The following is a 25,228-nucleotide window of genomic DNA, read 5'->3' on the forward strand; positions in this document are numbered from 1 at the left end:
TCCTTGCCGGCAAACCACGACTCCATCAAGTCGATGGCTTACGATGCTGACTAATCTGCTTTCGCCATTGAAGTCGCAATAGAATACGATTGAAAAGGCGTACTACGAGGGTATCTATGAGCGAGAGTTTGCGTCGCGACGACGAGCATGAAGAGACGGAAAACGAGCGATATCTCAAAGAAGAATTGAATGAGGAGCACCGCGAGGAAGAGCGGCTTGAAGAAGCCCTTGAAGAGCTCCATAAGCGCGAAGAGCGAACTGAAAAAGAGCTCGAACGTGAGCGTGAGCATCATCGCAAACATGAGTTCTTCTTGGTTTTTATCATCAACGGTGAAGACTTCCGGGTAGCTTGTTCACCAAAGGAATTGCTCCGTGTGGCCGTAGAAAAAGCCTTGCACGAGAGTGGGAATACAGGTCGCAGAGATGTTGCAGAGTGGGAAGTGAGAAATGAAGATGGAGTTCTGCTTGAAATGGGGCGTGAAATCGAGAAACTTGAGTTACAAGATAACGCTCGCTTGTTCCTCAGTCTAAAGGTTGGTGCGGGCGGAACGCATGCGCGTTGATCCGGAGCTAAGCCGAAGAAAATTTGCTCTTGAGCATAATAAGCTTACCGAACAGCGTGGCCTCCTTGAGAAGCGTGGCATCTTCGTTCTTGCTGCTTCCACCTTTCCCTACGTGGAGGTTTTCTACGCTCCTCGCGGCCCTTTACGTGTACTTCTGCCGCCGCCTCCAGGTATGCCGACACCTCCCGGTGCGATGGCCATGTTTGAGGTACCCAGTCTGGCTGCCGCCGGCTTCAAAGCAAGATTTGATCTGACTGACTATGATCTCGTTGCACCTTCACTTGAATTTTTAGATCCGGTAACAAATCAGGCACTCAAATACGAAACAATGTTTCGCGCATTTGAGTTCGAGAAGCAACGTGGAGCTCATGAAGTTCTCTTGCCTTCTCATCCGAATACGAACCGGCCTTTTCTTTGTCTTAGAGGTATACGCGAATACCATGAACATCCTCAGCATGTCGGGGACGACTGGCTACTTTATCGCGAACAGATGAGTCTATTTACTCTCATAATTGCTGTATGGCGCGTCACCGTTGATTTGGTACGCAGTCAAATCTCGCCAATTCAAACATCTGGTCAACTCGCTATACATATCGGATGGGTAGTGCCGGAGGCAAAACAATAGATGGCACTTGCACCCTTTTTCGGTCGTATTTACAGTGCAGTTGGGAAGCACGTCTCGGCTACACGTGATGGCCTTTCGAAGGCATTATCGGCCACGCGCGTTGGCCTAATCTGTGGCGATCATCTGTCCCGGAACTCGCAGATGATCGCGGAGATGTCGATAAATCTGGCTGCTCGGTTATATCCAATCATTGCCATCACTGCGAGTGAACCCCAGCGAGTACGACTGCAAGAGATTGCTCGGGCAATCAATCCCAAAATCGAGTTTTGCGATGAATCTCCTGGGGAACTCACTGTCGCAGTTGGGATCAGTGGGCCGCCTCGCTCAATCAACGTTTCTGCTTCAGGTTGGGTCGCGGAATTGCGAAGTGTCTTCCAAGCTGAGGAAGGACCTGTAAATCCTTACGCGGCGACCGCAGCAGCAGCCTTGGCGTGGTCGGAAGTCTTTCGACGCGTCTTTCTCCAGCGTTCAGCTGATCGCGACGTGAGCCTTTCTTTGCTGGATTTCACCGAGAGTTCTGGCAAGAATCTTCCATTGTCAGCTGCATCAATTGGAGAAGTTCTGTTTGTTGGAGTCGGTGCAGTTGGGAACGCTGCCATTTGGGCAATGTCGCGGGATGAAGTGACCTCAGGATCCTTGACTCTGGTTGATCACGAGACAGTTTCGCTTTCCAATCTCCAGCGCTATACATTAGCTGAGACTTCGGACGTAGACGAACCGAAAGTGGTTTTGGCAGAACGGATTCTGAGAAGTTCCCATTTCAGTGTCAAATCGATCCAAAGTACGCTGCAAGGATACGTTGCGAATGGCCATCAGTTACCTACGACATGCATCTCGCTGGATAATGTGGACGGTCGGAGAACAGGCCAAGCGCTTCTGCCACGTCTTTTGGTGAACGGATGGACCGGCGACGGCTCGCTCGGTGCTTCGTGGCATGCTTTCGACAATGGACAGGCCTGCTTAGCGTGCTTATATCATCCGCACGGGCAGGGTCTCTCTGCAGTTCAGCAAGCTGCCATGGCTTTTGGTCTCAAGGAGGAGAGAGCAGTTCAACTCTGGCTGACACGCAGCCCATTGAGTGGTGAGGAACGAAGGCATGCGGCAAAAAAGCTGGGAGTCCCACCAAACGCTCTCGTTGCTTGGAAAGATAGACCGCTTGCTGAGCTCTATACCGACGTTGTATGCGGCGCTGTGCCCATCGATCTTCCAGGAGTGAAAAACGTAGAGGTTGTGCCTCTAGCCCATCAATCTGTACTCGCAGGTGCCCTAATGGCAGCAGAGCTCTTAAAGCGCACCCAGCCCGCATTGTCTGATCTAGCGCAAAAGGAACCACTGATCAGTTGGGATGATGTTCTGCAAGCTCCCCCAAAAAGCTGGCTGAGGCCGAGACCTCGAGAGCTGGGTTGCATCTGTGGCGATCCGGTCTATCAAGAGGTTTACCGTGAGCGGTGGAGAAACGTCTAATTAGACCGCCTGCCTTCGTGGTTAATTTTGATGTGTGGATCGTCACCAAATTGAACATCCCAGTGACGTTCGGTGCGATCCCACTGCCAAACTCGACCGTCGCAATCTTTCGGTCCGGATCTGTTGTGGTCAGTGACACCGTTCGGGAAAGCACGTCCATTACGCCATTGCGTGCTCGATATAGTCAGGGGATCCCAATCATTTGGAGGAATGTAGTAGCAGCATTCTCCGGTCATGCTTGAGGAGCAGGCTTTCAGTTTTTCAGTGAGATCAATGACCTCGACTGCGATGCATTCAGGAGGTTTGGGTAATATGCATGGCTGGTTTTGGTGGCTTGCTGCTTCCTGTTGGGGCGGGTGATGGGCTCGTAGATCCCATGGATCCCGGTCTGACCTTGCATATGGATGCTCCGCATATTCATCTATATGTATCAGTGGAACGTCACGCTGGGCGATCGCAACGAGGTCAGAGCAGGCCTCCGCTAGAAGTCCCACCGTGTGGGACATGGGCCAAGACGATCTACGCTCATTAACGACAAGAATTTGCGGGCTTCTCCAATCGTCGGTACCAGATAGCGACTCTCTGAGGCATTGCATCCAAAGAGGGCCCAAATCGCGCGGTCCGTCAACGATTTTGGCCTCGCATAGGGAAGATGGGATTTCCCAACACACGAGTTGACTCAATGTCCGTTCAATAAGCTGTCGTTTGGGGCCTCTCATTTCGGGTGCTTCACGAGCGGCGAAAAAGTTGGCCTGCTCAATGCAGGGAACTGGCTCTAGCAGCTCACGGCGGGTGACATCGCTTAAAGCCTTCAGCGAATTCGAGATCTTATCCCAGTCAGGTCGAACACCGTCGGTGAGACCCATGTCTACCAATACATTCACGCTTGAGCCCGCCTAGCAATGCGGATGTTGCTGATCTTTGATTCGATATCCCAGGCCTCTTCTAAAAACCCCTGAGGCCATCTAATCTGATCTTTCTCCCCGAGACCAATCGGACGCGGCTGGTTGCAGTGTCCGTCAGAAGGTTCGTCTAAAAAATATATGGCGATCATCTCCGAGAGTTCCGGGTCCATCTCGGCGCGCAGGCGCAACTGGTTCACAAACATTTCAGAGTGAGTTTCGACTATACAGCGCTTTCCACCAAGCGCCATCCCACAAAAGAAATCGGCTACCGCAGCTTGCGGACGAGGATGTAGATGCGCCTCGGGAAGATCGACGATAAAGGGAGCATTGGACGATTGTAAGAGACCAGAAATGACTATCGGCAAGATCTGGCTCAACCCAAAACCCACTTCTGAGATGTCATGTGGGCTTCCGCTGCCTATCTTAATCCGTATTTGCAACAGAGAGGGTTGAGCCGGATTTTGGCGGGCTTCAACCTCCGTCGCGAGACCCATGTGCCGCAGCCAAGAATTCACAGCCTCGAGAAGGGTATCGCTTGAGGCTGTCCATTTACTTCGCAAAAACTGATGCGGTCCTTTGGACATCTGCTCTTCTATGGGAGGTTCGACGAACTTGATAATTTCACCGGCTCGGTCGTGCAAAACATCTGCGAAACCTTCGCCTCCATAGCCGATGGGCAGCTGCGCATTAGAAACTCGCCTTTGGTAGTTCCGACTAGGACGTACACGTATCGCGCGGAGATAGGTGAGACCTTCAAAGATGGACTTCACTTCTCTCGTTATCAAATTGTTCAGCTGCACATGCGTCCCACGCTCATGGGTGACGCTGTTAACCGTGAGACCCCTCAGGTCGACAAACGATTCAGTCTCGTCTGGAGCTTCTTGCCATTGACGCAAACTAACCTTCCGAAATGATTGAGTTTGCATGTTCCGATCAGGCGTGTTCATTCCTGTGAAGTTGGCTCCGCTTACAGCGATGGGGCTGAACTGAGAAGGTAGGGCGATAGTCCCTTCGTGACTTCCCATGCCGACTCCGACAGGCTGCTCAACGAGACTAATTTCCAGAGAACGTTCACGTTCATCTTTTATGCTCAAGCCAAAGCCCCACCGGATAGTCCCTTCGTCCGTCCGTATCGAGATGCATACAGACCCGTCCGAGCCTGCTTTCCGCAAATCGGCGAGATCGCCAAGATCTGCGGGCCAATCTTCCAGATTGGACACTGGAGTGAGCGTGAGAGTGGGTGAATTGGAATACAGTCGTTGAGCATGCGCCATTGCAGAAAGTGCATGGCTGAAAGAAGATTTTCCTGAGCTGTTCGCGCCCACGAGTACTGTGAGTGGTTTCGTGTCAATGGACGCATCGCTAAAGCCACGAAAATTCTCAAGACGCACCGATAAAAGACTCATGATGAAATGCCAACCCGGATTAGATTCTGGGCCTGCGAATGTTCCATGTGTTTCCACTGACCACCCGAAAGTCTGTAGACCGCCCAAGCACAAGGTTCGAAAGGAGCTTTGCCGAAATTTGGAACGACCAGTGAAAGGCCACCCTCCGCTGTCACGATTGCATATCGGTCATCGGCTTCGGAGTGATATGCATTTGTCGGGTGACTGTGGACCTGCGCCAGCAGACGGAGCCCCGACGAAGCGAGAACACGGTTCAAGCGAAAGAGCGTTTCTCCGTCAACGAAATAGCCTACCCCATCTTCGCTCTTGGTCGGTTCCTGATCAGGGACCAACGCTCGTGTAACAAAGGCTGTGCGGCCCGAAACTTCGCCAAGCCACAGCACGAGACCTTCAAAGCCGTGTTTGCCATACGCCTGGAGAGTTTCCAGGGTTGCAGCGACTACGTCTCGGGCTACCGTCACTTCTTCGATGTCAGCTAAGCGAAATCCCGCCATAGTTGCAGGGTAACAGAAGCGTCTTCTTCGCGACTGCATTACTGCTTAAGGGCGATCAGCATGTCTCGGATCGGGTCAACAGGGCGGAGGAAATATAAATTAACGGCGTGAACGTCCTGCGGCCATTCGCATGCTTTCTGAATGGTCTCCGTTAAAAATTTCGGGTAGAAGGACATATCGCCAGCTGCGAAAAATGGAATCGTGACCATGCACGCTAGGGGACCATCGATGCACGATCATCCGCTAAACAGTGGGCAGGCCTACTTGCCGGTGGCGAATCAGCAGGCATCTAGACCTCTAGTTAGTCGCCTCCAACTTCTTCAAAGCCTCTGCTATATCTGTCTGCGAAACAATCGCGTAACGCTCAAAGACGCTCCTGGTTCGCCAGCCGCCAATTTTCATGATGACACCCTCCGCGATGCCGGCGCGCCGCAAATTGCGAGCTGCTGTGCGGCGAAGATCGTGGAAGAGCAGGCCGGGTACTCCGGCGCATTGGCAGGCGTTAGCCCACGTCTCACGGAAGTCTCTGACAGGCTTTCCGTCGGGGCGAGTGAGAACGGAATCGGCTGAGGACTTGCCCGCTACACACTGTGTGAGCAGGTTGTGGATGGTGGTCGTCATCGTGACCTCTCTTCCGTCTTTGTTCTTCGTCGTTCCTGGTTCCAATCGAATCGTTCTAGCTTCCACGTCAACCTGACCAACCTTGAGATTAATGAGTTCGCTGATGCGCCAGCCGTAGGTCCGGCCCATCTCTACGACTGCTTGGAACCAAAGATCGGGACAGTACGCGATGAGCTTCCTATATTGAGCGTCTTCGAGGAAGCCAGTGCGGATGTTGTCCTCCATTAGCTTGGGGAATTTTGGCAGTCGGAAGACCTTTGGTGGGGTGGCGTACATGCCGATACGGAACATCCGCTTGAGCGCGGCCATTTCGCGGTTAATCGTCGCGTTTGACGCACTCTCTGTCTGACGGTGATCGATGTACTTCGCTACGAGATCGCTTGTCACATCGGAGACACGCTTGGGTCCAAAGAAGGGTTCAATATGCAGCCGCCAACGGGTCTGCACATCGTCGGTCGTCTTGCGCCCGTTGATGCGGTAGTCGCGAAATAGATCTTCTGCTAATTCAGCTACGGTAATGCGCTCATGTACGGGTCCGACAAAGGTGCTCGTGGTGATCTCTGCCAGGCGCTTTCCGAGGATGCGATTGGCTACACGTTTGTCCGTCGTCCGGGTGGATTCACGAAACGATCTTCCGTTGCGATGGTATTTGATCCACCAGACCGCGCTGTCTTTCTGCAGATACAGGCTTCCTGTTCCCCGAGGACGCGGCATAGTCGTCTCCCTTCAGTTTCGATGAGGTTGAGGGTTCATGAACTGGCAGCGGGCGAAAGATCGGATCGTCGGTGCCGTGGTGTTTGTGCTTTTCGACGTACGCGTCCAGATCTCGGATGTCGAGAAGGAAGGGAGAGCCCTCGCCGTCGTGCAGGTGGGGGAGCAGTCCGTCTTGGATGAGCCGGCGTAGTTTCCACTCGCTCATACAGAGATACTCAGCGGCTTGCCGAGTGCGGATTAGTCGTTGCTGGATGGATGGCCCAAGACGCATTTTCTACCCCTAGAGGTCGAACATCACTTGACAATAATGAATCAAATACCTATTGTCAAGTTGTAACGATACATATTTTTCGTATCTGCGAGGTGTCGTCATGGCAGAAAAACCAAATCTACAACAGCCGGTTATCTCAGTGCGCGTTTCTGAGGCTCTGCGTGGTCGACTTGAGCGCCTGAAGGAAATCATCTACTCCAAGAGCGGTAATACCGTCTCGACATCAGAGGTTGCGAAGCAGCTTCTTGAGTCTGCCAGGGAAGATCGTCTTGAGCTTGTAGAGCTGCTCGGTGATCCGACAGAGTCTCTCCTGCGAATCCGTCATAAGGCGGAGGGAAGACACCTGCTATCACAGGCGGAGTGGACCCTCGTGGCGTACTACTGCCACCAAGGGGCAGAGGCATTTGCGAACACGACCCCGAACAAGATCTCCTACGCTTCCCTTGCAGGAATCCTTGAAGCGTTTGGTGCCCTATACGACATGCAAACGGCGTCCCCGAGCTCGCGAGATCAGTATTACCTCAGCAATCTTCCGGTCCGTGAAGTGGGTATCGAAAAGGAATTGCGAGAGGCAGATTCGGCGTTGCTTCGACGCGCCATTAAGGCCACCATTTTGACTCTGAAGAATCCCCGAAAGAACCAGTGGAAGCCGACGCTCCTGGCGCGAAATCTCTACGTGATTTTGGAAGAAGAGAAGTTTCCCAACATCGAGCAGTTGAATGACATGTTGTGGCCGCATTGGGATGTGCTCTGGAGGGTGTGCGCGCGCGGTCATTACTTCCATGCGAAGGAGCCATTGCGAGACCGGCTTTCCTCTGACGAAGACTTGGGTAATGTCGTGCAACTTCCATTGCCGTGGATCGAATATGACGGCTATATCTTGACGTTCGTGAGAGTGGACGGAGGGGAGTTCTCTTTCTGTTTGAACTTCCCCGGCGACTTGGCTCCGCTCTATCCATTGAGTCGGTATCCGAGGATATCTGAGTTTCGTTCGATGTTGAACGAGTTCGATGTCTCCAAGAAGGCTTCCTATTGGACTGGCTATTACTTCGCCGGGTACACGAGCGAACAGGAAGACGGTTCCATTACGGCAGCGTTCCGCGCCAACGATAACGGCATTACGTTCAGTTTCACGCAAGCCCAGTGGAAATCGGTCAAGGAGCTGTTTCGCCTCGCCTGGGAATCACCCGAAGTCAGCCGCTTATGGGATGGCCTTGTGCTTCAGTATGGCGAGCTGTAAGGCAAACGGTGCTTCGCACCGGCAGTAGATGACACGTCACCCCAGAATGGTTGCTGCGTAGCAACCTGGGTTTCTCCGGAGTAACGAGTTCATAGACAAGGACTTGGCGATTTGAGGTTTCTGCGAGGAACCTTTGGTTTTTTCGCTCAAAATCCTCATTCGCAGCACGTTTGTGTAGCACGTCATCCCTCAGCTACGGGAGGCCATGTGAAGCGACAGGCCATTCTCACAAAGTCGGTTGGCACCAAAGTCAGCGAGGCTGAACTCGCTCTTTTGGAGGCGCGCGCCAAGAACACCGGGCTCACACTTTCTACGTGGGTGAGAAGATCCCTTCTTGCCACGCCGGTTGAAGCAACGTCGAATGTCGGCGAAGTCGCGTTGGCCGAGGTGTTGGCCCTTCGAACAATTCTTATCAACCTGATCTTCTCCGTCTCCCAGGGAAAGCCGGTTACGGCGGAGTCGACACAGGCACTTATCGATCGCACGGACGCCGACAAGATGATGCGCGCAATGGAGCGTTTGGCGGGTGCGCGTTTAGCAGATTTGGATATGAAATGACACGGTAACGGCGGCGCAAACGAGGAGGTTGAGATGCCAGAATGGGGACGAAAAACCTACGCGAAGTGGCCGAGTAGGAAGCCACTATGGACATGGACAGCGGTCTTCGCTGCACTTTTCTTCTTCGCAGGAACAATGGTGACCGAATACGCCAACAGTTGGGGTTTCGCGCAGAAAATCTATCTCGGCAGCTATCTTAAAAGTGGGGTGCGTGGTGCGGCATCTGCAACAGCACGGGGGCGGTATGAGCTGCTTGAAGGAGTGACCGCAAAAGGACAACTGAGATTCATTCTGGGCGATGAGGCCGAGAAGGAAGTCCAAGCCGACGGGCGCATTCTGTATCGGCTGACTCGTGAAGGAACTGACCACGGACTGGTCGGGCTTCGTTGGTACACGGGGACTTTCAACGACCACTTAATTCACGAGTTCATGAGTCATTGGATCTACCAAGATCAGGGTTTCTGGGATCATGCACAAAGACCGCTTTACCTTTCAATCTTCGTTTTCGCACTGGGGCTTTGCTTCGCAATTCCCAAGGATCGCGCACGACAGTTGCTCTATAAACATGGGCGGAGACTGCGTGGGCCAGAATTGGTCACGACGGCAGAGTTCAACGAGAAGTTGGGCGTATCGAGTGTCTTCTCATTGCGATTGCCTGACGGTGTTTCATTCATCAACGAAGAACGAACTTTGGCCGATAGGCTTTTCAGGAAGAAGGCCAGCCAATGGGCGCGTGTTCCACGTGATCGGGAGGCGATGCACTTCCTGATCGTCGGTGATTCAGGGACCGGCAAGTCGGCAGCGATCCGGCAGATACTCGCCCAGGTTTGGGAACGTGGGGAAGCTGCCATCGTATATGACCCAGCGCTGGAGTATCTGCCGCAGTTTTACAGCGAAGCGCGCGGTGATGTGATCCTGAATCCGCTCGACGGCAGATGTCCGTACTGGAGCCCTGGCGACGAGGTCCCGCACGAAGCCGAGGCGCTCACGCTTTCCGCTTCGCTCTTTCCAGATCAGGGCCGCGAAAACCGTTTCTTCGTTGAAGCGCCGAGGAAAATCTTCGCCCATCTGCTCAACTTGAAGCCCACGCCAGAAGAGCTTACTTACTGGATGTGCCATGCAGAAGAGATCGACAAACGCGTCGAGGGTACAGAGATGGAGGCTATGATCGACCGCTCCGCAGCAGCCCAAAGGTCGGGTGTTTTGGGCTCGCTAAATATGGTGGCGGACGCCTTCAAATTGCTGCCAGAGGAGATCGAGACACAGCGCCGGTGGAACACTGTGGAATGGTCAAAGCAACGCAAGGGTTGGATCTTCCTCACGTCCAAACCCACGATGCGCGAGCGAATGCGTCCTCTGATGAGTCTGTGGTTGGATTTGCTTGTTCTACGGATGATGAATGATGAATCAGAGGTGAAGCGGAAGACCTGGTTCGTATTGGATGAGCTTGCGAGTTTGCAGCGGCTTCCGCAGCTTACGACGGCGGTCACGGAGAATCGAAAGTCCAACAACCCCATGGTCCTCGGCTTCCAAGGGAAGGCCCAAGTTGAGGCGCTCTACGGGCATGTCTCCGAGGCCATGCTGTCGCAGCCCGCCACGAAGATCTTTCTCAAGACGAGTGAACCCGGAGCTTCGGAGTGGATTTCAAAGGCCATTGGAGAGATCGAGATCGAACGTTTCCGGGAGTCGAGAACGCACGGAAAGTTTCCTCAGAACTCAGAAAGTGAACAACGAGACATCACGAGGGAGCCCCTCGTCATGGCGTCTGAAGTTGGTGGCTTGGACCCTTTGCATGGGTACATGAAGCATGGAAATTTGGTTCTTCCGATGCGCTTTCCTTATTTGAGTCTGCAGAGCAACGTGGCGAAATTCGTTGAACGAAAGCTTAGCCCGCCGATGCCGTCAACGACCTCTCCGAAACCAGAAGTAGTCGGTTCTGAGGAACAGGAGGAGGCGATGAAGGTGGAAGTCTCAAAGAAACCGCCAACCTCTGTGAAAGTCTCTGAGAAACGCCGTGAGGTTGTGAACGAACAAGGCCCACACTTCGAGTGATTGCGATATGGTGACGATCTCCAAACCGGTCAGCGCGGGACAGGCGCAGTTGTACCACCGCGAGGAATTCGCGAACGCTCGTGAGAACTATTACACCGAGGGCGAAAGAGTGCTTGGAGAGTGGCAAGGGCAGCTTGCTGAACGTTGGGGCTTATCTGGAGACGTTCAGGAGCGGCAATTCATAAGGCTCTCAGAAGGACAGCATCCCGAGAGCGGTGAGCAGCTCGTCAGGCATCAGGTAGCCAGGGAATACACCGACAGCCGGGGCGGAAAGGTGCATTCGATGGAGCATCGCGCCGGGTGGGATGCGACGTTCAGTGCCCCAAAATCGGTTTCGCTAACCGCTTTGGTCGGGGGCGATGAGCGTGTTCGTGAAGCCCATCGCCAGAGCGTGCGTACGGCACTTGATGAAATGGAGCGGTACGTTCAGGCCCGGATTGGAGGTAACTATCCCGCCCAGACGACAGGCGCGTGGGCGGTCGCCAAATTCGAACACGATAGCAGCCGCCCAGTGAATGGCTATGCTGCACCGCAGCTCCATACACATGCAGTCGTCTTCAACGTAACGGAAACTGTGGATGGCACCACGCGGGCCCTTCAGCCTCAGGAGCTTTATAAAACGCAGCAGTATGCGACGGCGGTCTATCGTTCAGAGCTTGCTCTAAAGTTGCAGCGGTTCGGTTATGAAATCGAACGGGGAGAGCATGGGCAGCCGGAGATAAAGGGCTATTCGAAAGAGTATCTGGAAGCATCAAGCCCCAGACGGCAACAGATCAAAGAACACCTGGAGGCGCAGGGTCGGGAGGGCGCGGGGGCGGCGCAGATCGCCGCCCACCAGACCCGCGATGCGAAGCAGGCGCTATCGCGTGAAGAGGTGCTAGTCCGCCACCAAACGATGGCTGTCGAGCACGGTAATCAGCCGCAGCGTGTCCTTGCTGAAGCATCCCAACGCCCAGGAACAGAATTGAAGCCGGACGGCTCGCAGGTCGCTGCGCAGAGTGGAATCAACTACGCGAGAGAGCGTGGCATGGAGCGCGAGGCTGTCTCTGACGAGCGTTCGATTTTACGAGATGCGTTGAAGCACACCATGGGCGAATCTCGATTGCCAGAGATCAGGGCTGAGTTCTCGAAGAGGGTTGAATCACGTGAGTTGATCGAAGTTCCGCATCGAGTGGGTTATGCGGGGCGGGCTTTTACGACAGTAGAGATGCAAGGGTATGAACGAGAAGTGATCGACCGAATGAAGCGGGGCCAGGGAAATCGTGAAGTGTTTGTGGATGGCACCGTGCGGCAGCAAACGATGGAACATCATTCTCATTTGAGCGTGAGCCAGCGCAGCGCAGTCGAGACGATATTGACCAATCGCGACCAGATGATGGCACTGGAGGGAGTCGCCGGGGCGGGGAAAACAACATCTCTGGCGGCTGTTCGTGAGGCCGCCGAAGCGGCTGGATACCGGGTGGAGGGACTTGCGCCGACATCTCGTGCGGCTCAGAAGTTGGGCGAAGCAGGTATGGAGACCCAGACTTTGCAGCGCCACCTTGCCAGAGGTGAACAGCCGGAGGATGGACAAAAGCGAGTTTACGTAATTGACGAATCGAGTATGGCCAGTACGAAGCAGTTGCATACGTTTGTCGAGCGCTTGAATGACCATGACCGGGTACTCTTTGTTGGGGACTCGCGCCAGCATGAAGCTGTCGAAGCGGGAAGGCCCTATGCCCAGTTGCAGGATGCCGGTTTGAGGACGGCGCAGCTTGACGAAATCATTAGGCAAAAAGATCCCGCGCTTAGAGAGGTAGTGGAGAAGCTTGCACGAGGCGATGTTCGAGAGGCTATCGGAAATCTCAATAGCCAAGGGCGGGTCCATGAGATCGGTGATCGAGCTGAGCGAATTCGGGAAATCTCCCGAGAGTATGTACGTTCCCCAGATAGAACGCTTGTGGTGTCACCAGACAATGAATCGCGCCGCGAGATCAATCAGAATATCCATCGTTCCATGCAAGACAAGGGGCAGGTCCGCCGAGAGGAACACGGGTTGCGCCTGCTCTTCACCCGTCAGGACCTGACCGGTGCGGATAGGCAGCACGCTCAGAATTACCAAGTTGGTGACGTGATCCGATATTCCAAAGGCAGTAAATCGCTCGGCATCGAAGCAGGACAGTACACAAAGGTCGTCCGGATCGAACCCAAAGAGAACGCACTAACCGTCGAACGGAAGAATGGCGAACAGGTCGTCTACGATCCACGTCGCTTGCAAGGTGTCACGGTATACCAAGAGGGTTGGCGCACCTTTGCAGAGGGCGAGCGTGTACAGATGACGGCTCCGTACCACGAACAAAAGCTCGCAAACCGAGAGCTCGGCAAGGTCGAGAGTATAGACGGTGGAGGCAATCTTAAGCTTCGGATGGACTCAGGCCGAGAGGTCGAATTCAATGCGCTACAGCATCCTCATCTGGACTACGGATACGCCGTCACTAGCCATAGCAGTCAAGGGCAGACAGCGGATCGGGTGCTGATCCATGTGGACTCTGCCCAGGCACATTCAGAGCTGCTTAACAGCCGTATGACGTATGTATCTGTCTCACGGGCTCAGTATGACGTTCAGATGTATACGAACGATGCCAAGACGCTTGGACAGGAGCTGAGTCGAGATGTTTCCAAATCGATGGCGCTGCAGCCGGAAGCGATGGCAGAAAAAATAGATCCTCAGCCTGTCCGCTCCCATGCAATTGGGCTGGAACTGAGATTGAACGGCTGAATTTGAAAGTTGTGCCTTGAACGGTACCGGTTGGCCGATATATTGGCGGCTAATGCTCCCCGCATGGCTGACACGGTAAGATTCGGTATGAATCTTTCCTCTTTCATCTGGTCAGTGGCGGACTTGCTGCGTGGCAAGTACAAGCCCCATGAATATGGCCAAGTGATTCTGCCGTTTACAGTTTTGCGTCGGATGGACTGTGTCCTAGAGCCAACGAAGCAAGCTGTTCTGAAGGAGACTGCCAAGCGTGATGTCTCTGGGGACGGCGTCAATCATTATCTGACTCGGGCGTCCGGCAACACCTTTTACAACACTTCGCCGATGGACTTGAAGGCCATCGTTGGCGATCAGGATAACGTCGCGATGAACCTTGCGGCTTACCTCCATGGCTTTTCGCCGAACGTCAAAGACATCTTCTCCCGCTTCAAGCTGGAGGCGCAGATCGACCGGCTTGCCAACGCCGACCTGCTCTACCTCGTCACAGAAAAGTTCAGCAAGATCGACCTGCACCCGGACAAGGTGAGCAATGCGGACATGGGCACCATCTTCGAGGAGTTGATTCGCAAGTTTGCCGAACTCTCTAATGAGACGGCTGGTGAGCACTTCACTCCCCGCGAGGTCATTCGCCTCATGGTCAACCTCATCTTTGCCGAGGATGACGATGTTCTTTCCAAACCCGGCGTCGTCAGGACGATCTACGACCCGACAGCCGGCACCGGTGGAATGCTCTCTGTGGCAGGCGAATGGGTGCATGAGCACAACCCGAAGGCGCGGCTGACTGTATCCGGTCAAGAGTTGAATGATGAGTCCTACGCCATCTGTAAAGCCGACATGCTCATCAAAGGGCAGGATGTGGCGAATATTAAGCCGGGTGACACGCTCGCCAATGACGGCCACGCGCATCAGGTGTTCGACTATATGCTTTCCAATCCACCGTTCGGTGTTGAGTGGAAGCAGTCCGAGAAGGCCGTCCGCAAAGAGTACGAGGAGCAAGGCTTCAATGGGCGATTTGGGCCGGGACTTCCTCGCATCTCGGATGGCTCGCTTTTGTTCATGCTTCATCTGGTAAAGAAGATGCGCCCGCTTGCCGATGGCGGGGCGCGGTTCTGCATTGTTCAGAACGGTTCGCCGCTGTTTACGGGTGGGGCCGGTTCAGGTGAGAGCAATATCAGGCAATATCTCTTGGAGAGTGACCTTGTTGAGGCCATCGTCGCGTTGCCTACGGAGATGTTCTATAACACCGGCATCTCGACCTACCTGTGGGTTGTGACGAACCACAAGCTGCCGCACCGCAAGGGCAAGCTGCAGTTGATCGACGCCTCCAGCTTTTGGCAGCGGATGCGGAAGAGCCTGGGCGACAAGCGTAAAGAGCTTAGCCCGGACCACATCGACGAAATCACGCGCATCTTCTGCGAGTTCAAGGAAGTTCGGCGCGACGGTGTGCCGATCTCGCTTATCTTCCCGAACGAGAGCTTTGGCTATCGGACGATCACGGTTGAGCGACCTTTGCGCGACGCTGAGGGCAAGGTTGTCCTCGGCACGAAGGGCAAGATGAAGGGAAAGCCGATGCCCGATGCCGACCTCCGCGACACCGAGAATGTTCCGCTCAGTGAGGATGTGGAGGTTTACTTCGAGCGGGAGGTGTTGCCTCATGCGCCGGACGCTTGGATCGACCATGAAAAGACGAAGGTAGGGTATGAGATCCCGTTCAACCGGCACTTCTATGTCTTCAAGCCACCACGGGAGCTTGCGGAGATCGACGCCGACCTCAAGGTCGTCACCGACCGTATCCTGACGATGATTGCGGGGTTGAGCGCATGACGACAAAGCCGAAACGACAGAAGTCCGCGATGGCGGTGCCGCAGCCCGATCCCGACGGGTTTACCGAGATCGTTGCATTGATCGCAACGTCTCAGCAAAACGCCTACCGCGCCGTAAACACTGCGCTCATCGACCTCTACTGGCAGGTAGGCGAGTACATTAGCCGCAAGATTGAAGCTGCCCAATGGGGCTCTGGGACGGTCGAGAACCTGGCTCGGTTCATCGCCCATTCGCATCCAGGACTACGCGGCTTCTCCCGTCCCAACCTATTCAGAATGAAGCAGTTTTACGAGGCATATAGGGATGAAGCAATTGTCTCGGCACTGCTGAGACAATTACCCTGGACCCATCACCTCATCATCCTTGGCCAGAGCAAGCGGCCCGAAGAGCGCGAGTTCTACGTCCGCATGGCAGCGAAGGAACGCTGGTCAAGCCGCCAGTTGGAACGCCAGTTCAACGCAGCTCTGTTTGAGCGCGTTGTGCTGTCGCCGCCAAAAGTCTCGGCAGTGGTGAGACAAATGCACCCAGAGGCAGTAGATGTTTTCAGGGACGCCTATAACGTCGAGTTCCTCGGCTTGCCGCGCGAACACACTGAGAATGACCTTCACCGCGCATTGCTTAACCGGATGAAGGATTTTCTGCTGGAGCTTGGCCGGGATTTCTGCTTCATCGGCTCGGAGTTTCCCGTGCAGGTGGGGACAAGGGACTTTGCGCTCGACCTGCTCTTCTTTCATCGTGGCCTCAACTGCCTGGTTGCGTTTGAACTCAAGGTGCAGCGGTTCGAGCCTGAACATCTCGGCAAGCTGACTTTCTATTTGGAGGCGCTGGACCGCGACGTGCGTAAGCCGCACGAACAGCCCTCCATCGGTGTCCTGCTCTGCGCCAGCAAGGAAGATAAGGTGGTGGAATACGCATTGAGCCGCACTCTGTCACCTGCACTCATCGCCGAGTATCAGACGGCGCTTCCCGACAGAAAGCTGCTCCAGGCCAAGCTTCATGAGTTTTACATGCAAGACTCGCGGGAAGGTGACGCTGAATGAGTTTCCCGCGCTATGAGCGATACAAGGACAGCGGGCCTACATGGTTCGGCAAAGTGCCATCGCATTGGGACGTTCTCGATGGAAGACGGGTATTTGCCCAGAAGCGGACTGCCTCCCTGCCCGATGATCCTCAATTGTCGGCAACGCAAAAATATGGGGTAATACCGCAGACACTGTTCATGGAACTTGAGCAACAAAAAGTTGTTCTCGCTTTGAAAGGAACAGACGCATTCAAACACGTTGAGATCGACGACTTCATCATCAGTTTGAGGAGCTTTCAGGGAGGGATCGAGAAGAGCCATTATCGAGGATGTGTCAGTACCGCATACACTGTGCTAAGAAACACCAAGAATATCGATGCCAAGTATTGGGAATACTTGTTAAAAAGTCCACCCTATATTGATGCGTTATCGTCCGTTACGGATGGAATTCGTGAAGGGCGCAGCATCAGCTATGCGCAATTCGGAGGACTGCCCCTCCCGTTCCCTAGCGTGTGTGAACAAACCGCGATTGCCAGGTTCCTCGATTACGAGACAGCGAAGATCGATGCGCTGAAGGAGGAACAGCTGCGACTGATCGAGTTGCTAAAGAATAAGCGTCAGGCTGTCATCTCGCACGCTGTCACAAAGGGCCTCAACCCCGATGTCCAGATGAAGGATTCAAGGATTGACTGGGTTGGTGATGTCCCGCATCATTGGACCGTTGTACCTGTCGCGTATCGGTATGACGTACAACTGGGAAAGATGTTGGATACCTTGAAGATCACCGGGGAAAATCTAAGGCCATATCTTCGGGTAGTCGACGTTCAGTGGGATAGCATCAATGTCGATGACCTCCCACTGATGGACTTTGATGAGGACGCACGTTGCAAGTTTCGTCTTCGTGCGGGTGACTTGCTCATCAACGAAGGCGGAAGCTATCCAGGACGAACGGCAATTTGGTCGTCTGATCTTGAGTGCTACTACCAGAAGGCACTGCATCGCCTCAGGCCGCGAGCCGCAGACACAGATCACCCGCGATATTTCTTCTACCTAATGTTCTGGGCCTTGCATACCGGAGTCTTTACCGCAGGAGGTAACGAGGCGACCATCGAGCATTTGCCCGCCGAAAAATTACGTCGTTACCGATTCGCGTTTCCGCAATATGAAGAGCAATCAGGCATCGCGGAGTTCTTAGACGAACAGACAAGCCGGTTCAATTCCCTTATCAGTGCGGCGCAACGTGCTATCGATCTTTTTCAAGAACGTCGGAGCGCCCTCATCTCCGCTGCCGTCACCGGCAAGATCGATGTCCGCAAGTACACCCCGAAAGAGGCCGCATGAGCCTACACAAAGAGATTCACTTCGAGGTAGAGATCGCCGAGTATCTGGGGCAGCATGGCTGGCTTTATGAAGAGGGCGTCTCCGCTCAGTACGACCGGACGAGGGCGCTATTCCCAGAGGACGTGATTGCGTGGGTGCAGGAGTCGCAGCCGGAGGCATGGCAAGCACTGGCGAAGGGACACGGACTTGGAGCCGACACCCGGCTACTCGAACAGCTCCGGCAGAATTTAGATACGCGCGGAACACTCGACGTTCTGCGGAACGGCATTGAGCTATTCCCGGTGAAGAGCAAGATTGCCCTGGCGCAGTTTCGCCCTGCCTCCGGCATCAATATCGCGATCACCACCCTATACGCGGCCAACCGTCTGCGCGTGGTCCGTCAGGTGCGCTACTCCGAAGGCAATGAGAACTGCCTTGACCTCGTCTTCTTTCTGAATGGCCTTCCCGTCGCCACGGTGGAGTTGAAGTCGGACTTTACCCAGAGCGTGAAGGACGCGGTAGACCAGTACCGCTTCGACCGGCATCCGCAGCAGAAGGGCCAAAAGGCCGAGCCGCTGTTGAGCTTTCCCGGTGGCGCGCTGGTTCACTTCGCCGTCAGCAACTCCGAGGCCCAGATGACGACCCGACTGGCAGGGCCAGCGACTCGCTTCTTGCCATTCAACAAGGGGGACAACGGCGGGGCCGGCAATCCGCCATCGCCGTCAGGCCATCGAACGAGCTATCTGTGGGAAGAGGTCTGGGAGCGCGAGAGCTTTCTCGACATCCTTGGTCGATACCTCGTCACCGAAAAAGACGACAAGAAAAAGCTGACACGCTATCTGTTCCCGCGCTACCACCAGCTTGACGCTACGCGGAAGCTATTGAATGCCGTTAAGGCGGAGGGTGCGGGCGGCAAGTATTTGATTCAGCATTCAGCAGGTTCGGGCAAGACGAACTCGATTGCATGGACGGCGCATTTCTTCGCAGACCTGCATGATGCCGACCACAAGAAGGTCTTCGACTCAGTAATCGTGGTGAGCGACCGTAATGTAATCGACCAGCAGTTGCAGGATGCCATCTTCGACTTTCAGCGCACGACGGGTGTCGTGACCAGTATCAAGGGTGTCAGTGGTAGCAAGAGCAAGGAACTTGCAGAGGCGCTCTCCGGTGATAAGAAGATCGTCGTTTGCACCATTCAGACTTTCCCATTCGCCTTGGAGAAGGTTCGTGAGCTTGCAGCGTCGGAAGGCAAACGCTTCGCTGTGATCGCCGACGAGGCGCATAGTTCGCAGACAGGCGAGGCAGCCGCGAAGCTGAAACAGGTGCTCAGCGCGGAAGAGTGGCAGGAGATTGAGGACGGCGGCGAAGTTGGCTTCGATGACGTGCTACGGGCGCAGATGACGGCTCGCACCGCCGATACGGGCATCACCTACGTTGCGTTCACGGCGACACCGAAGGCAAAGACTTTGGAGTTGTTTGGCCGCAAGCCAGAGCCAGATCAGCCAGCAGGACCGACGAACGTGCCCGAGGCATTCCATGTTTACAGCATGAGGCAAGCTATCGAGGAGGGTTTCATCCTCGATGTGTTGGAAAACTACACGACCTACAAGCTCGCCTTCAGGCTCGCCCATGACGGCAAGGAGTACGACGAGACAGAGGTCGAACGTGCCACTGCGATGAAGGGCATTATGCGTTGGGTGCGACTGCACCCGTACAACATCTCGCAGAAGGTGCAAGTGGTGGTGGAACACTACCTTGAGAATGTCCAACCGCTGCTTGAAGGTCACGCAAAGGCGATGGTCGTTGTCGGTAGTCGGCTAGAGGCAGTGCGCTGGCAGCTAGCCATGCAGAAGTACATTCAGTCGCGTGGCTATCGTTTGAGCGCGTTAGTCGCGTTCTCCGGTGAGGTAAACGATAAGGCGTCAGGCGAAGACCCATTCACCGAGAACAGTCAGGTGCTGAATCCGAATCTGCGCGGGCGAGACATCCGCGAAGCCTTCAAGACGGACGAATACCAAATCCTACTGGTAGCGAACAAGTTCCAGACTGGCTTCGACCAGCCGCTGCTATGCGGGATGTATGTAGATAAACGGCTCGGCGGTATTCAAGCAGTACAGACGCTATCGCGCTTGAACCGCTCCTACTCCGGCGCGTTTGGTATCAAGGACACGACATTTGTCCTGGACTTTGTAAATGAAGCCGAAGAAGTCTTGGAAGCCTTCCGTACTTACTACACCACCGCCACGCTTGAGGACGTGACCGATCCAAACCTCGTCTACAACCTGCGTGCAAAGCTGGACGCAGCCGGACACTATGACGAGTTCGAGGTAGAGCGGGTGGCGACGGTTGAGTTGAACCCACAATCGAAGCAAGGCGATCTAGTGCGCGCTCTGGAGCCGGTGGCGGATAGGCTGGTGCGCCAGTTCAAAGCAGCTCATGAACGTTGGAAGGTCGCGAAGGCTGAATCTGATGAAAGTGCGGTCGAAGACGCTCACGCTGAGATGGAAACGCTGATGCTCTTCAAGCGTGACATGGGCAGCTTCGGTCATGCCTATACGTTCCTGTCGCAGATCTTCGACTACGGCAATACAGGGCTGGAGAAGCGAGCCATCTTTTACAAGCGGCTTACGCCACTGTTGGAGTTTGGCCGCGAGCGGGACGGAGTTGATCTATCGCAGGTCGTGCTCACGCACCACATACTGCGTGATCGCGGAAACCGCGCTTTGCCTCTTGGCGAAGGGGATTCGCCGACGTTGAAGCCACTAACCGACGCAGGCTCCGGCGCGGTGCAGGAGAAGGAAAAGGCGCGTCTCGGTGAGATTATCGCGAAGGTCAATGACCTCTTCGGAGCCGATACCACCGAAGGCGACAAGCTCGTCTATGTGAACGATGTGCTCAAGGGCAAGTTGATGGAGTCGGATACATTGAGGCAACAAGCGGTGAGCAACAGCAAGGAGCAGTTCGCCAGTTCACCCGATCTGAATCACGAACTTATCAACGCCATCATGGATGCTTCTTCGGCACTGTCGTCTCTCAGCAAGCAGGCGCTTGAGTCTGAGCATATCCGAAGTGGGCTTAAGGAAGTCCTTCTAGGCCCGGCACAGCTCTACGAGGCGTTGAGGGCTCGGGACCTCGCAGGACATCCAGGCGAGTAGTTTTGTAGCCCTTGCTTTTGCTCTACTCGCAGTTCCGGTTTGCGCGCTGCTGAAGTACCAACCGCTCGGACAGGTGTAGTGCCCCCTGTAAAATGCCGTTCAACTACGAACATGCGGATATTCGTCGGCGTTACTGATAAAGAATGGTTCGACCTCCACGCCTCACGCGTCAACGTGGACGAGGTGAACTTTTGGCGGCCATCGCCTACGGCCACTTTCAAAGCCCTTGAGCCTGGCGAACTGCTCTTGTTCAAACTGCACGCACCCGACAATTTCATAGTCGGCGGTGGTTTCTTTACCAAGTTCCAGCAGTTGCCGGTCAATCTGGCTTGGGACGCTTTTCGTGAAGGTAATGGCGTTTCCTCTTTGACTGAGATGCGACGCCGTATCGGTAAATACCGCCGTGCGGTCATTCAACCCGCCGATAACCCCACTATCGGCTGTGTGCTACTTGCTGAGCCTTTTTTCTGGCCAAAGGAACAGTGGATACCTTCTCCTCCGGATTTCAAATCGCAGACGGTGCAGGGCAAAGGCTATGACGGCGAGATCGGGACTGGTCGTGATCTCTGGAATGAGGTTGAACAGAGGCTGCGGCTACAGCCCACAGAAATGTTGCAAGAAGAAACGGCCACGCTGGCCGCAATCAAATCACACGGAGTCGGCAAGCCGCAGATCCTTTTACCAAGGCTTGGGCAAGGTTCGTTCCGGATCGTCATTACGGATGCTTATGAGCGACGCTGTGCATTGTCCGGCGAACGGACATTACCTGTCCTCGACGCCGCCCACATCAAACCTTATGCTGTTCTGCAGCGCCATGAAGTCTCGAATGGCATTCTTATGCGCAGCGATCTACATCGACTGTTTGACGACGGGTACATCACCATCGATCCTATGGATAGGCGAATTCAGGTCAGCAGACGAATACGCGACGAGTTCGACAACGGCAAGGAGTATTACAAGTTACACGGTGAGCGCATACGCGAGCCCGCACAGTCGAGTTACAGGCCTCACTCGGACAACCTTGATTTTCATGCATACAGCGTGTTTCGTTAGCCAATATAAGTCTCAGTTCTTAACCAACTTGAAACTGATTTGATAGCGGTAGAAGTCAATGCTCGGAACCATCGATAGCGCCCGTCGTATCCTCTGGTCATCTTCGAGAGCAATGATGATCCCTTTCACTACTTGATCCTTTTCGGCCAACACCTCCTGAACGAAACTCATATACCGTAGCGTTTGTCCAACGACAGCGTCGCTAGCCCGGCCCTTCTTCAGTTCCACCACCAAGAGTCGCGTCTTGTCTTTGCTGATTGCCAAAATGTCGAGAGGACCGGTATCGGTCTGATACTGTTGTGCTGGCTCTCCATCTTCTTCGTAAATGTCATACTCTTTGCCCAAATCTGTCTGTGCCCAATTCTTTACTAAGAACTCTTCAAGGTGAGCTTCGAGCGCGAAGGCCGAAGCATCCTCGACTGTGGCATCCGTCGAGATCAGCTTCGGAGCCGAGACGTCGCCAATGAGCTTCTCAATCTCTTCGGCGTATCGAGAGATATTGCTTACGGTACCGATCGATCCGGCAGAATTTTTCAAAGCCTCACTCAATGCGGCTCGATCAATGCTTACACTCAACCATTGAACAGGGCGGCGATGAGGGAGGATTTCCCCCGGCTGGTAGTAGTAATCTCCACTCACCTCGCCAACACGATACTGGCCGGAACCGTCGGGACAAAGGACGATGTCGCCTTTTTGAATTCCCTTGGCGACCGTCCATAAAGCACCGCAAGCGAGCCCCGCACCGATCTTGGATTTATCAGGGTGATTTGCTAGATAGATCGGAATAAATTCCTGATTGAACATTCGCCATTCGTCGGGGAGCTTGCTCGTCAGGTCTTGGTTGATATCAAATCCGGCTCCGATAAACTTTCCGGCCAAAGATTCCGGAGCGTAAATGCTTTTGCGTCCAAGCATGACGCGGTAGTAGCTCTTCATAGGAGTCGATTCCTTCCATCGAGCGCCAGCGGGCTTAGCCCAATGTACTAGCTATGGCCTCGAATCGGTACTTCTGCCAGGACGCCAAGCAACAGCGTAGAGGGCCAATCAGGCGCGCTTTGCGCGCAAATAAGGAAACCAAACCTCGCTGAGGTGAGCGAAGCGGGACACTGTTTACGTTTTAGACCGGGGAGATGGTTTACAAGCCCCTTGCGGAGGAAGTGGCTCTAGTTCTGGGTTATGGCTGGCTAGGCCCGGTCTTAATAAGATATCTGGTCGCCGTCGAAGCGTTGGGAATGTGGGAATCCCGAAGGGATTTCCAAGAGGAGTGGGAAGGGTGGAAAACCGGCTTTATGGTTTTCCATGCTTTCCACTCCTCGGCATTTCCAACGCTTGCTTTTCACGTGCGAAGACCTGGAATGAATCGCATGTCGTTGACATCGAACGTACCGACTTCCAAAGAACAGAAGTGGACTCGGTAGAGGTTCTCTTCGATCTTCTCTAGCGCAATATCCTCACCTCGAAATACCTGGCTTATGAAGACTCTGTTCTTATGCCAACTGATGTCGCCAGCATCGTTTACGCGCCGCGTTTGGAAAGAGTCTGGGTACCGATGGGCTTTTGTATATCGTGGCAGAAGTCTCGTACTGGGGACATAGACGCTGCCTGGTGTTTCGTTCCGCAGCGCTTCATGAGGACGCTCATGGTTATAGACGCGAACGAACTCATCGAACCGCTTCTGCTGTGCAGGGAGTGTCTTCGCTGACGGGTTGGTCGTGTCCTGCTTGAGTGTTCGATGCATGCGCTCATGGCGGCCGTTCTGCTGTGGTTTCCCTGGCTGAATGCGCTCATGGACGATGCCGAGCCGCACCCAGTTGAGCGACAACCGGGAAAGCCCCAACACGCCAGTTCCAGAAAAGGGGTTTCCGTTGTCTGTACGAATCCGGTCGGGAACACCGTACTCGCGCATGGCATCCTCGCAGATCGCGAGGACCTGCGCAGTATCCATGCGGGTCACAGCCTGACAACGGATCAGATAGCGACTATACGCATCAGTGATCGTGAAGGGATCGCATCGGTGACCGTTTCCAGTGCGGAACCACCCCTTGAAGTCCATGCACCAGAGCTGGTTCGGTGCGGTGACTTCGGCAAAGGGCTCTGAGTATGGGGTTGTCCTGCGTCTCTTGCGAACAGGGTTGGTGAGGCCTGCGCGGCGGAGGATCTGACCAATAGTGCTTGCCGCTGGCCACGCGACGTTCGGGTTCTTCTTCTCCAGACGAGCCTTTAGCTTCCGTGCTCCCCAGGACGGGAAGCGCTTACGCAATGCAAGAATCTCGTTCTCCAACTTCAACGAGGTTGCATGCGAACAACCGTGCGGTCTGCGCGAAATATCCAACAAGCCTTCCGGCCCGACTTCGTTATAGCGCTTGATCCACTTATATGCGGTTGGGCGAGAGATGCCGTACTCATGACACAAGTCCGTCAAGGACATCTCTTCCTTCTGATAACTCGATAAGAACTGCAGGCGTTGATCCACGGCACGTATCTCTTTCCAAGGCATGAACGTATCTTCTTGCGTTCAACCAATGCTCAGAGAGCCATCTGACCTCCGTATCTGTAAACGATGTTTCCGGTCTTTCGTGTAAACCATGTCCTCGGTACCTACTAAGGGCGCTGCCCTCGCGCGGCGCAAGGGCTTCCCCAATCTTCCGCGCTTCGCTTGTGCAGACCTCCGCCGCGCTCCGCCCTTTCCGTTCCGCCTTCGGCTCCCTCTCCAAGGGTGGGGAGACCCCTCCCTTGCACCTTGCTACCCCGCCTTCGCCAGGAGGCGTTCGGCATGTAGGTACATGCCACGCATGGCATGAAAAGCAACGGCAACAGCCCAAGGAGAGAATACCCATGACCACCGCCACCATCGCAGCCCCGTCAAACATTACCCCATTAGCCCAAAATCTCAAGACGCAGCAGCCAAAGCAACAGACAGCGAAAGAGGCTATCGCCGCCAACGTCCAAGCGCTCATCGAGCAGTTGGAGCAGGGACACTCAGAAGGACTCACCGCATACCTCACGGCAATGGGACGTTTTCACAATTACAGTTTCGGCAATATCATTGAGATTGCACGGCAGAAAGCAGTGACATAGTGCTATACCTCGCTGGCGTCAATAAACATAGGGGTTTGGGCGTTGCTGGTGACGCGCGATGGAGAACGGCGGCCAGTATGGATGAGGCGGACGGCTCTATGGACGGCTG

The 25,228-nt window shown here is 54.5% G+C and carries 19 protein-coding genes and 1 pseudogene; 14 read left to right on the forward strand and 6 right to left on the reverse strand.

Annotated features, from left to right (window positions below; genetic code table 11):
• The first annotated feature begins 116 nt into the window (after nt 1–116).
• The 3 genes from OHL14_RS11790 to OHL14_RS11800 are packed head-to-tail and all read left to right on the forward strand — an operon-like array spanning nt 117 to nt 2,652.
• Nucleotides 117–563 (forward strand): DUF2604 domain-containing protein, encoded by a 447-nt coding sequence (locus OHL14_RS11790; RefSeq protein ID WP_263379543.1) that lies wholly within the window; start codon nt 117–119, stop codon nt 561–563.
• Nucleotides 553–1,188 (forward strand): putative metal-binding protein, encoded by a 636-nt coding sequence (locus OHL14_RS11795; protein WP_263379544.1) that lies wholly within the window; start codon nt 553–555, stop codon nt 1,186–1,188. The genes OHL14_RS11790 and OHL14_RS11795 overlap by 11 nt, the downstream gene beginning before the upstream one ends.
• Entirely contained in the window at nt 1,189–2,652 is a 1,464-nt protein-coding gene (locus tag OHL14_RS11800; RefSeq protein ID WP_263379545.1) for a HesA/MoeB/ThiF family protein, read from the forward strand. It abuts the gene before it with no gap.
• An 880-nt stretch (nt 2,653–3,532) separates the two neighbouring features.
• On the opposite strand, the gene OHL14_RS11805 is transcribed toward OHL14_RS11800, so the two are convergent.
• The 4 genes from OHL14_RS11805 to OHL14_RS11820 form a co-directional block, all read right to left on the reverse strand.
• Nucleotides 3,533–4,963, reverse strand: coding sequence for an AAA family ATPase (locus OHL14_RS11805; RefSeq protein ID WP_263379546.1), 1,431 nt, complete (start codon nt 4,961–4,963; stop codon nt 3,533–3,535).
• The gene (locus OHL14_RS11810; protein WP_263379547.1) at nt 4,960–5,457 is read right to left on the reverse strand and encodes a Mov34/MPN/PAD-1 family protein; all 498 of its coding nucleotides are present in this window, start codon (nt 5,455–5,457) and stop codon (nt 4,960–4,962) included. The genes OHL14_RS11805 and OHL14_RS11810 overlap by 4 nt, the downstream gene beginning before the upstream one ends.
• 38 nt (nt 5,458–5,495) lie before the next feature.
• Nucleotides 5,496–5,666, reverse strand: coding sequence for a hypothetical protein (locus tag OHL14_RS11815; RefSeq protein WP_263379548.1), 171 nt, complete (start codon nt 5,664–5,666; stop codon nt 5,496–5,498).
• Between the two features lie 88 nt (nt 5,667–5,754).
• A complete protein-coding gene (locus OHL14_RS11820; protein WP_263379549.1) occupies nt 5,755–6,792 on the reverse strand; it encodes a tyrosine-type recombinase/integrase in 1,038 nt (345 codons plus the stop codon).
• A gap of 37 nt (nt 6,793–6,829) precedes the next feature.
• Here OHL14_RS11820 and OHL14_RS11825 point away from each other — a divergent pair, with 37 nt between their 5' ends.
• The 10 genes from OHL14_RS11825 (at nt 6,830) to OHL14_RS11870 (ending at nt 22,041) form a co-directional block, all read left to right on the forward strand.
• A complete protein-coding gene (locus OHL14_RS11825) occupies nt 6,830–6,982 on the forward strand; it encodes a hypothetical protein (RefSeq protein ID WP_263379550.1) in 153 nt (50 codons plus the stop codon).
• Between the two features lie 181 nt (nt 6,983–7,163).
• Nucleotides 7,164–8,303: a hypothetical protein gene (locus OHL14_RS11830; RefSeq protein WP_263379551.1), complete on the forward strand. Its 1,140-nt coding sequence runs from the start codon at nt 7,164–7,166 to the stop codon at nt 8,301–8,303.
• 207 nt (nt 8,304–8,510) lie between these two features.
• Entirely contained in the window at nt 8,511–8,861 is a 351-nt protein-coding gene (locus OHL14_RS11835; RefSeq protein WP_263379552.1) for a plasmid mobilization protein, read from the forward strand.
• Between the two features lie 33 nt (nt 8,862–8,894).
• On the forward strand, nt 8,895–10,913 hold the full coding sequence (locus OHL14_RS11840) for a type IV secretion system DNA-binding domain-containing protein (RefSeq protein ID WP_263379553.1): 2,019 nt from the start codon (nt 8,895–8,897) through the stop codon (nt 10,911–10,913).
• A gap of 7 nt (nt 10,914–10,920) precedes the next feature.
• Nucleotides 10,921–13,671 (forward strand): MobF family relaxase, encoded by a 2,751-nt coding sequence (gene mobF / locus OHL14_RS11845; RefSeq protein ID WP_263379554.1) that lies wholly within the window; start codon nt 10,921–10,923, stop codon nt 13,669–13,671.
• Between the two features lie 87 nt (nt 13,672–13,758).
• A complete protein-coding gene (locus OHL14_RS11850; RefSeq protein ID WP_263379555.1) occupies nt 13,759–15,492 on the forward strand; it encodes a type I restriction-modification system subunit M in 1,734 nt (577 codons plus the stop codon).
• Nucleotides 15,489–16,532, forward strand: a complete 1,044-nt coding sequence (locus tag OHL14_RS11855; protein ID WP_263379556.1) for a PDDEXK nuclease domain-containing protein — start codon at nt 15,489–15,491, stop codon at nt 16,530–16,532. The genes OHL14_RS11850 and OHL14_RS11855 overlap by 4 nt, the downstream gene beginning before the upstream one ends.
• The gene (locus tag OHL14_RS11860) at nt 16,529–17,854 is read left to right on the forward strand and encodes a restriction endonuclease subunit S domain-containing protein (RefSeq protein WP_263379557.1); all 1,326 of its coding nucleotides are present in this window, start codon (nt 16,529–16,531) and stop codon (nt 17,852–17,854) included. Before OHL14_RS11855 ends, OHL14_RS11860 begins: the two co-directional genes overlap by 4 nt.
• Nucleotides 17,851–20,988: a type I restriction endonuclease subunit R gene (locus OHL14_RS11865; protein WP_263379558.1), complete on the forward strand. Its 3,138-nt coding sequence runs from the start codon at nt 17,851–17,853 to the stop codon at nt 20,986–20,988. The genes OHL14_RS11860 and OHL14_RS11865 overlap by 4 nt, the downstream gene beginning before the upstream one ends.
• A 111-nt stretch (nt 20,989–21,099) precedes the next feature.
• Nucleotides 21,100–22,041 carry an HNH endonuclease gene (locus OHL14_RS11870; protein ID WP_263379559.1) on the forward strand — a complete coding sequence of 314 codons (942 nt, stop codon included), beginning with the start codon at nt 21,100–21,102 and terminating at the stop codon, nt 22,039–22,041.
• Between the two features lie 12 nt (nt 22,042–22,053).
• On the opposite strand, the gene OHL14_RS11875 is transcribed toward OHL14_RS11870, so the two are convergent.
• Together OHL14_RS11875 and OHL14_RS11880 are read right to left on the reverse strand one after the other, a co-directional pair.
• Complete coding sequence (locus tag OHL14_RS11875; RefSeq protein ID WP_263379560.1) at nt 22,054–22,977, reverse strand: endonuclease NucS domain-containing protein; 924 nt, start codon at nt 22,975–22,977, stop codon at nt 22,054–22,056.
• A 400-nt stretch (nt 22,978–23,377) separates the two neighbouring features.
• Nucleotides 23,378–24,538 (reverse strand): IS481 family transposase, encoded by a 1,161-nt coding sequence (locus OHL14_RS11880; RefSeq protein WP_263379561.1) that lies wholly within the window; start codon nt 24,536–24,538, stop codon nt 23,378–23,380.
• A gap of 338 nt (nt 24,539–24,876) precedes the next feature.
• On the opposite strand from OHL14_RS11880, the pseudogene OHL14_RS11885 reads away from it, so the two are divergent.
• Nucleotides 24,877–25,107: pseudogene (locus OHL14_RS11885) on the forward strand (DUF1738 domain-containing protein); the annotation flags it as partial.
• Nucleotides 25,108–25,228: the final 121 nt, after the last annotated feature.

The organism is Granulicella paludicola (assembly GCF_025685545.1).
Lineage (GTDB): Bacteria > Acidobacteriota > Terriglobia > Terriglobales > Acidobacteriaceae > Granulicella > Granulicella paludicola.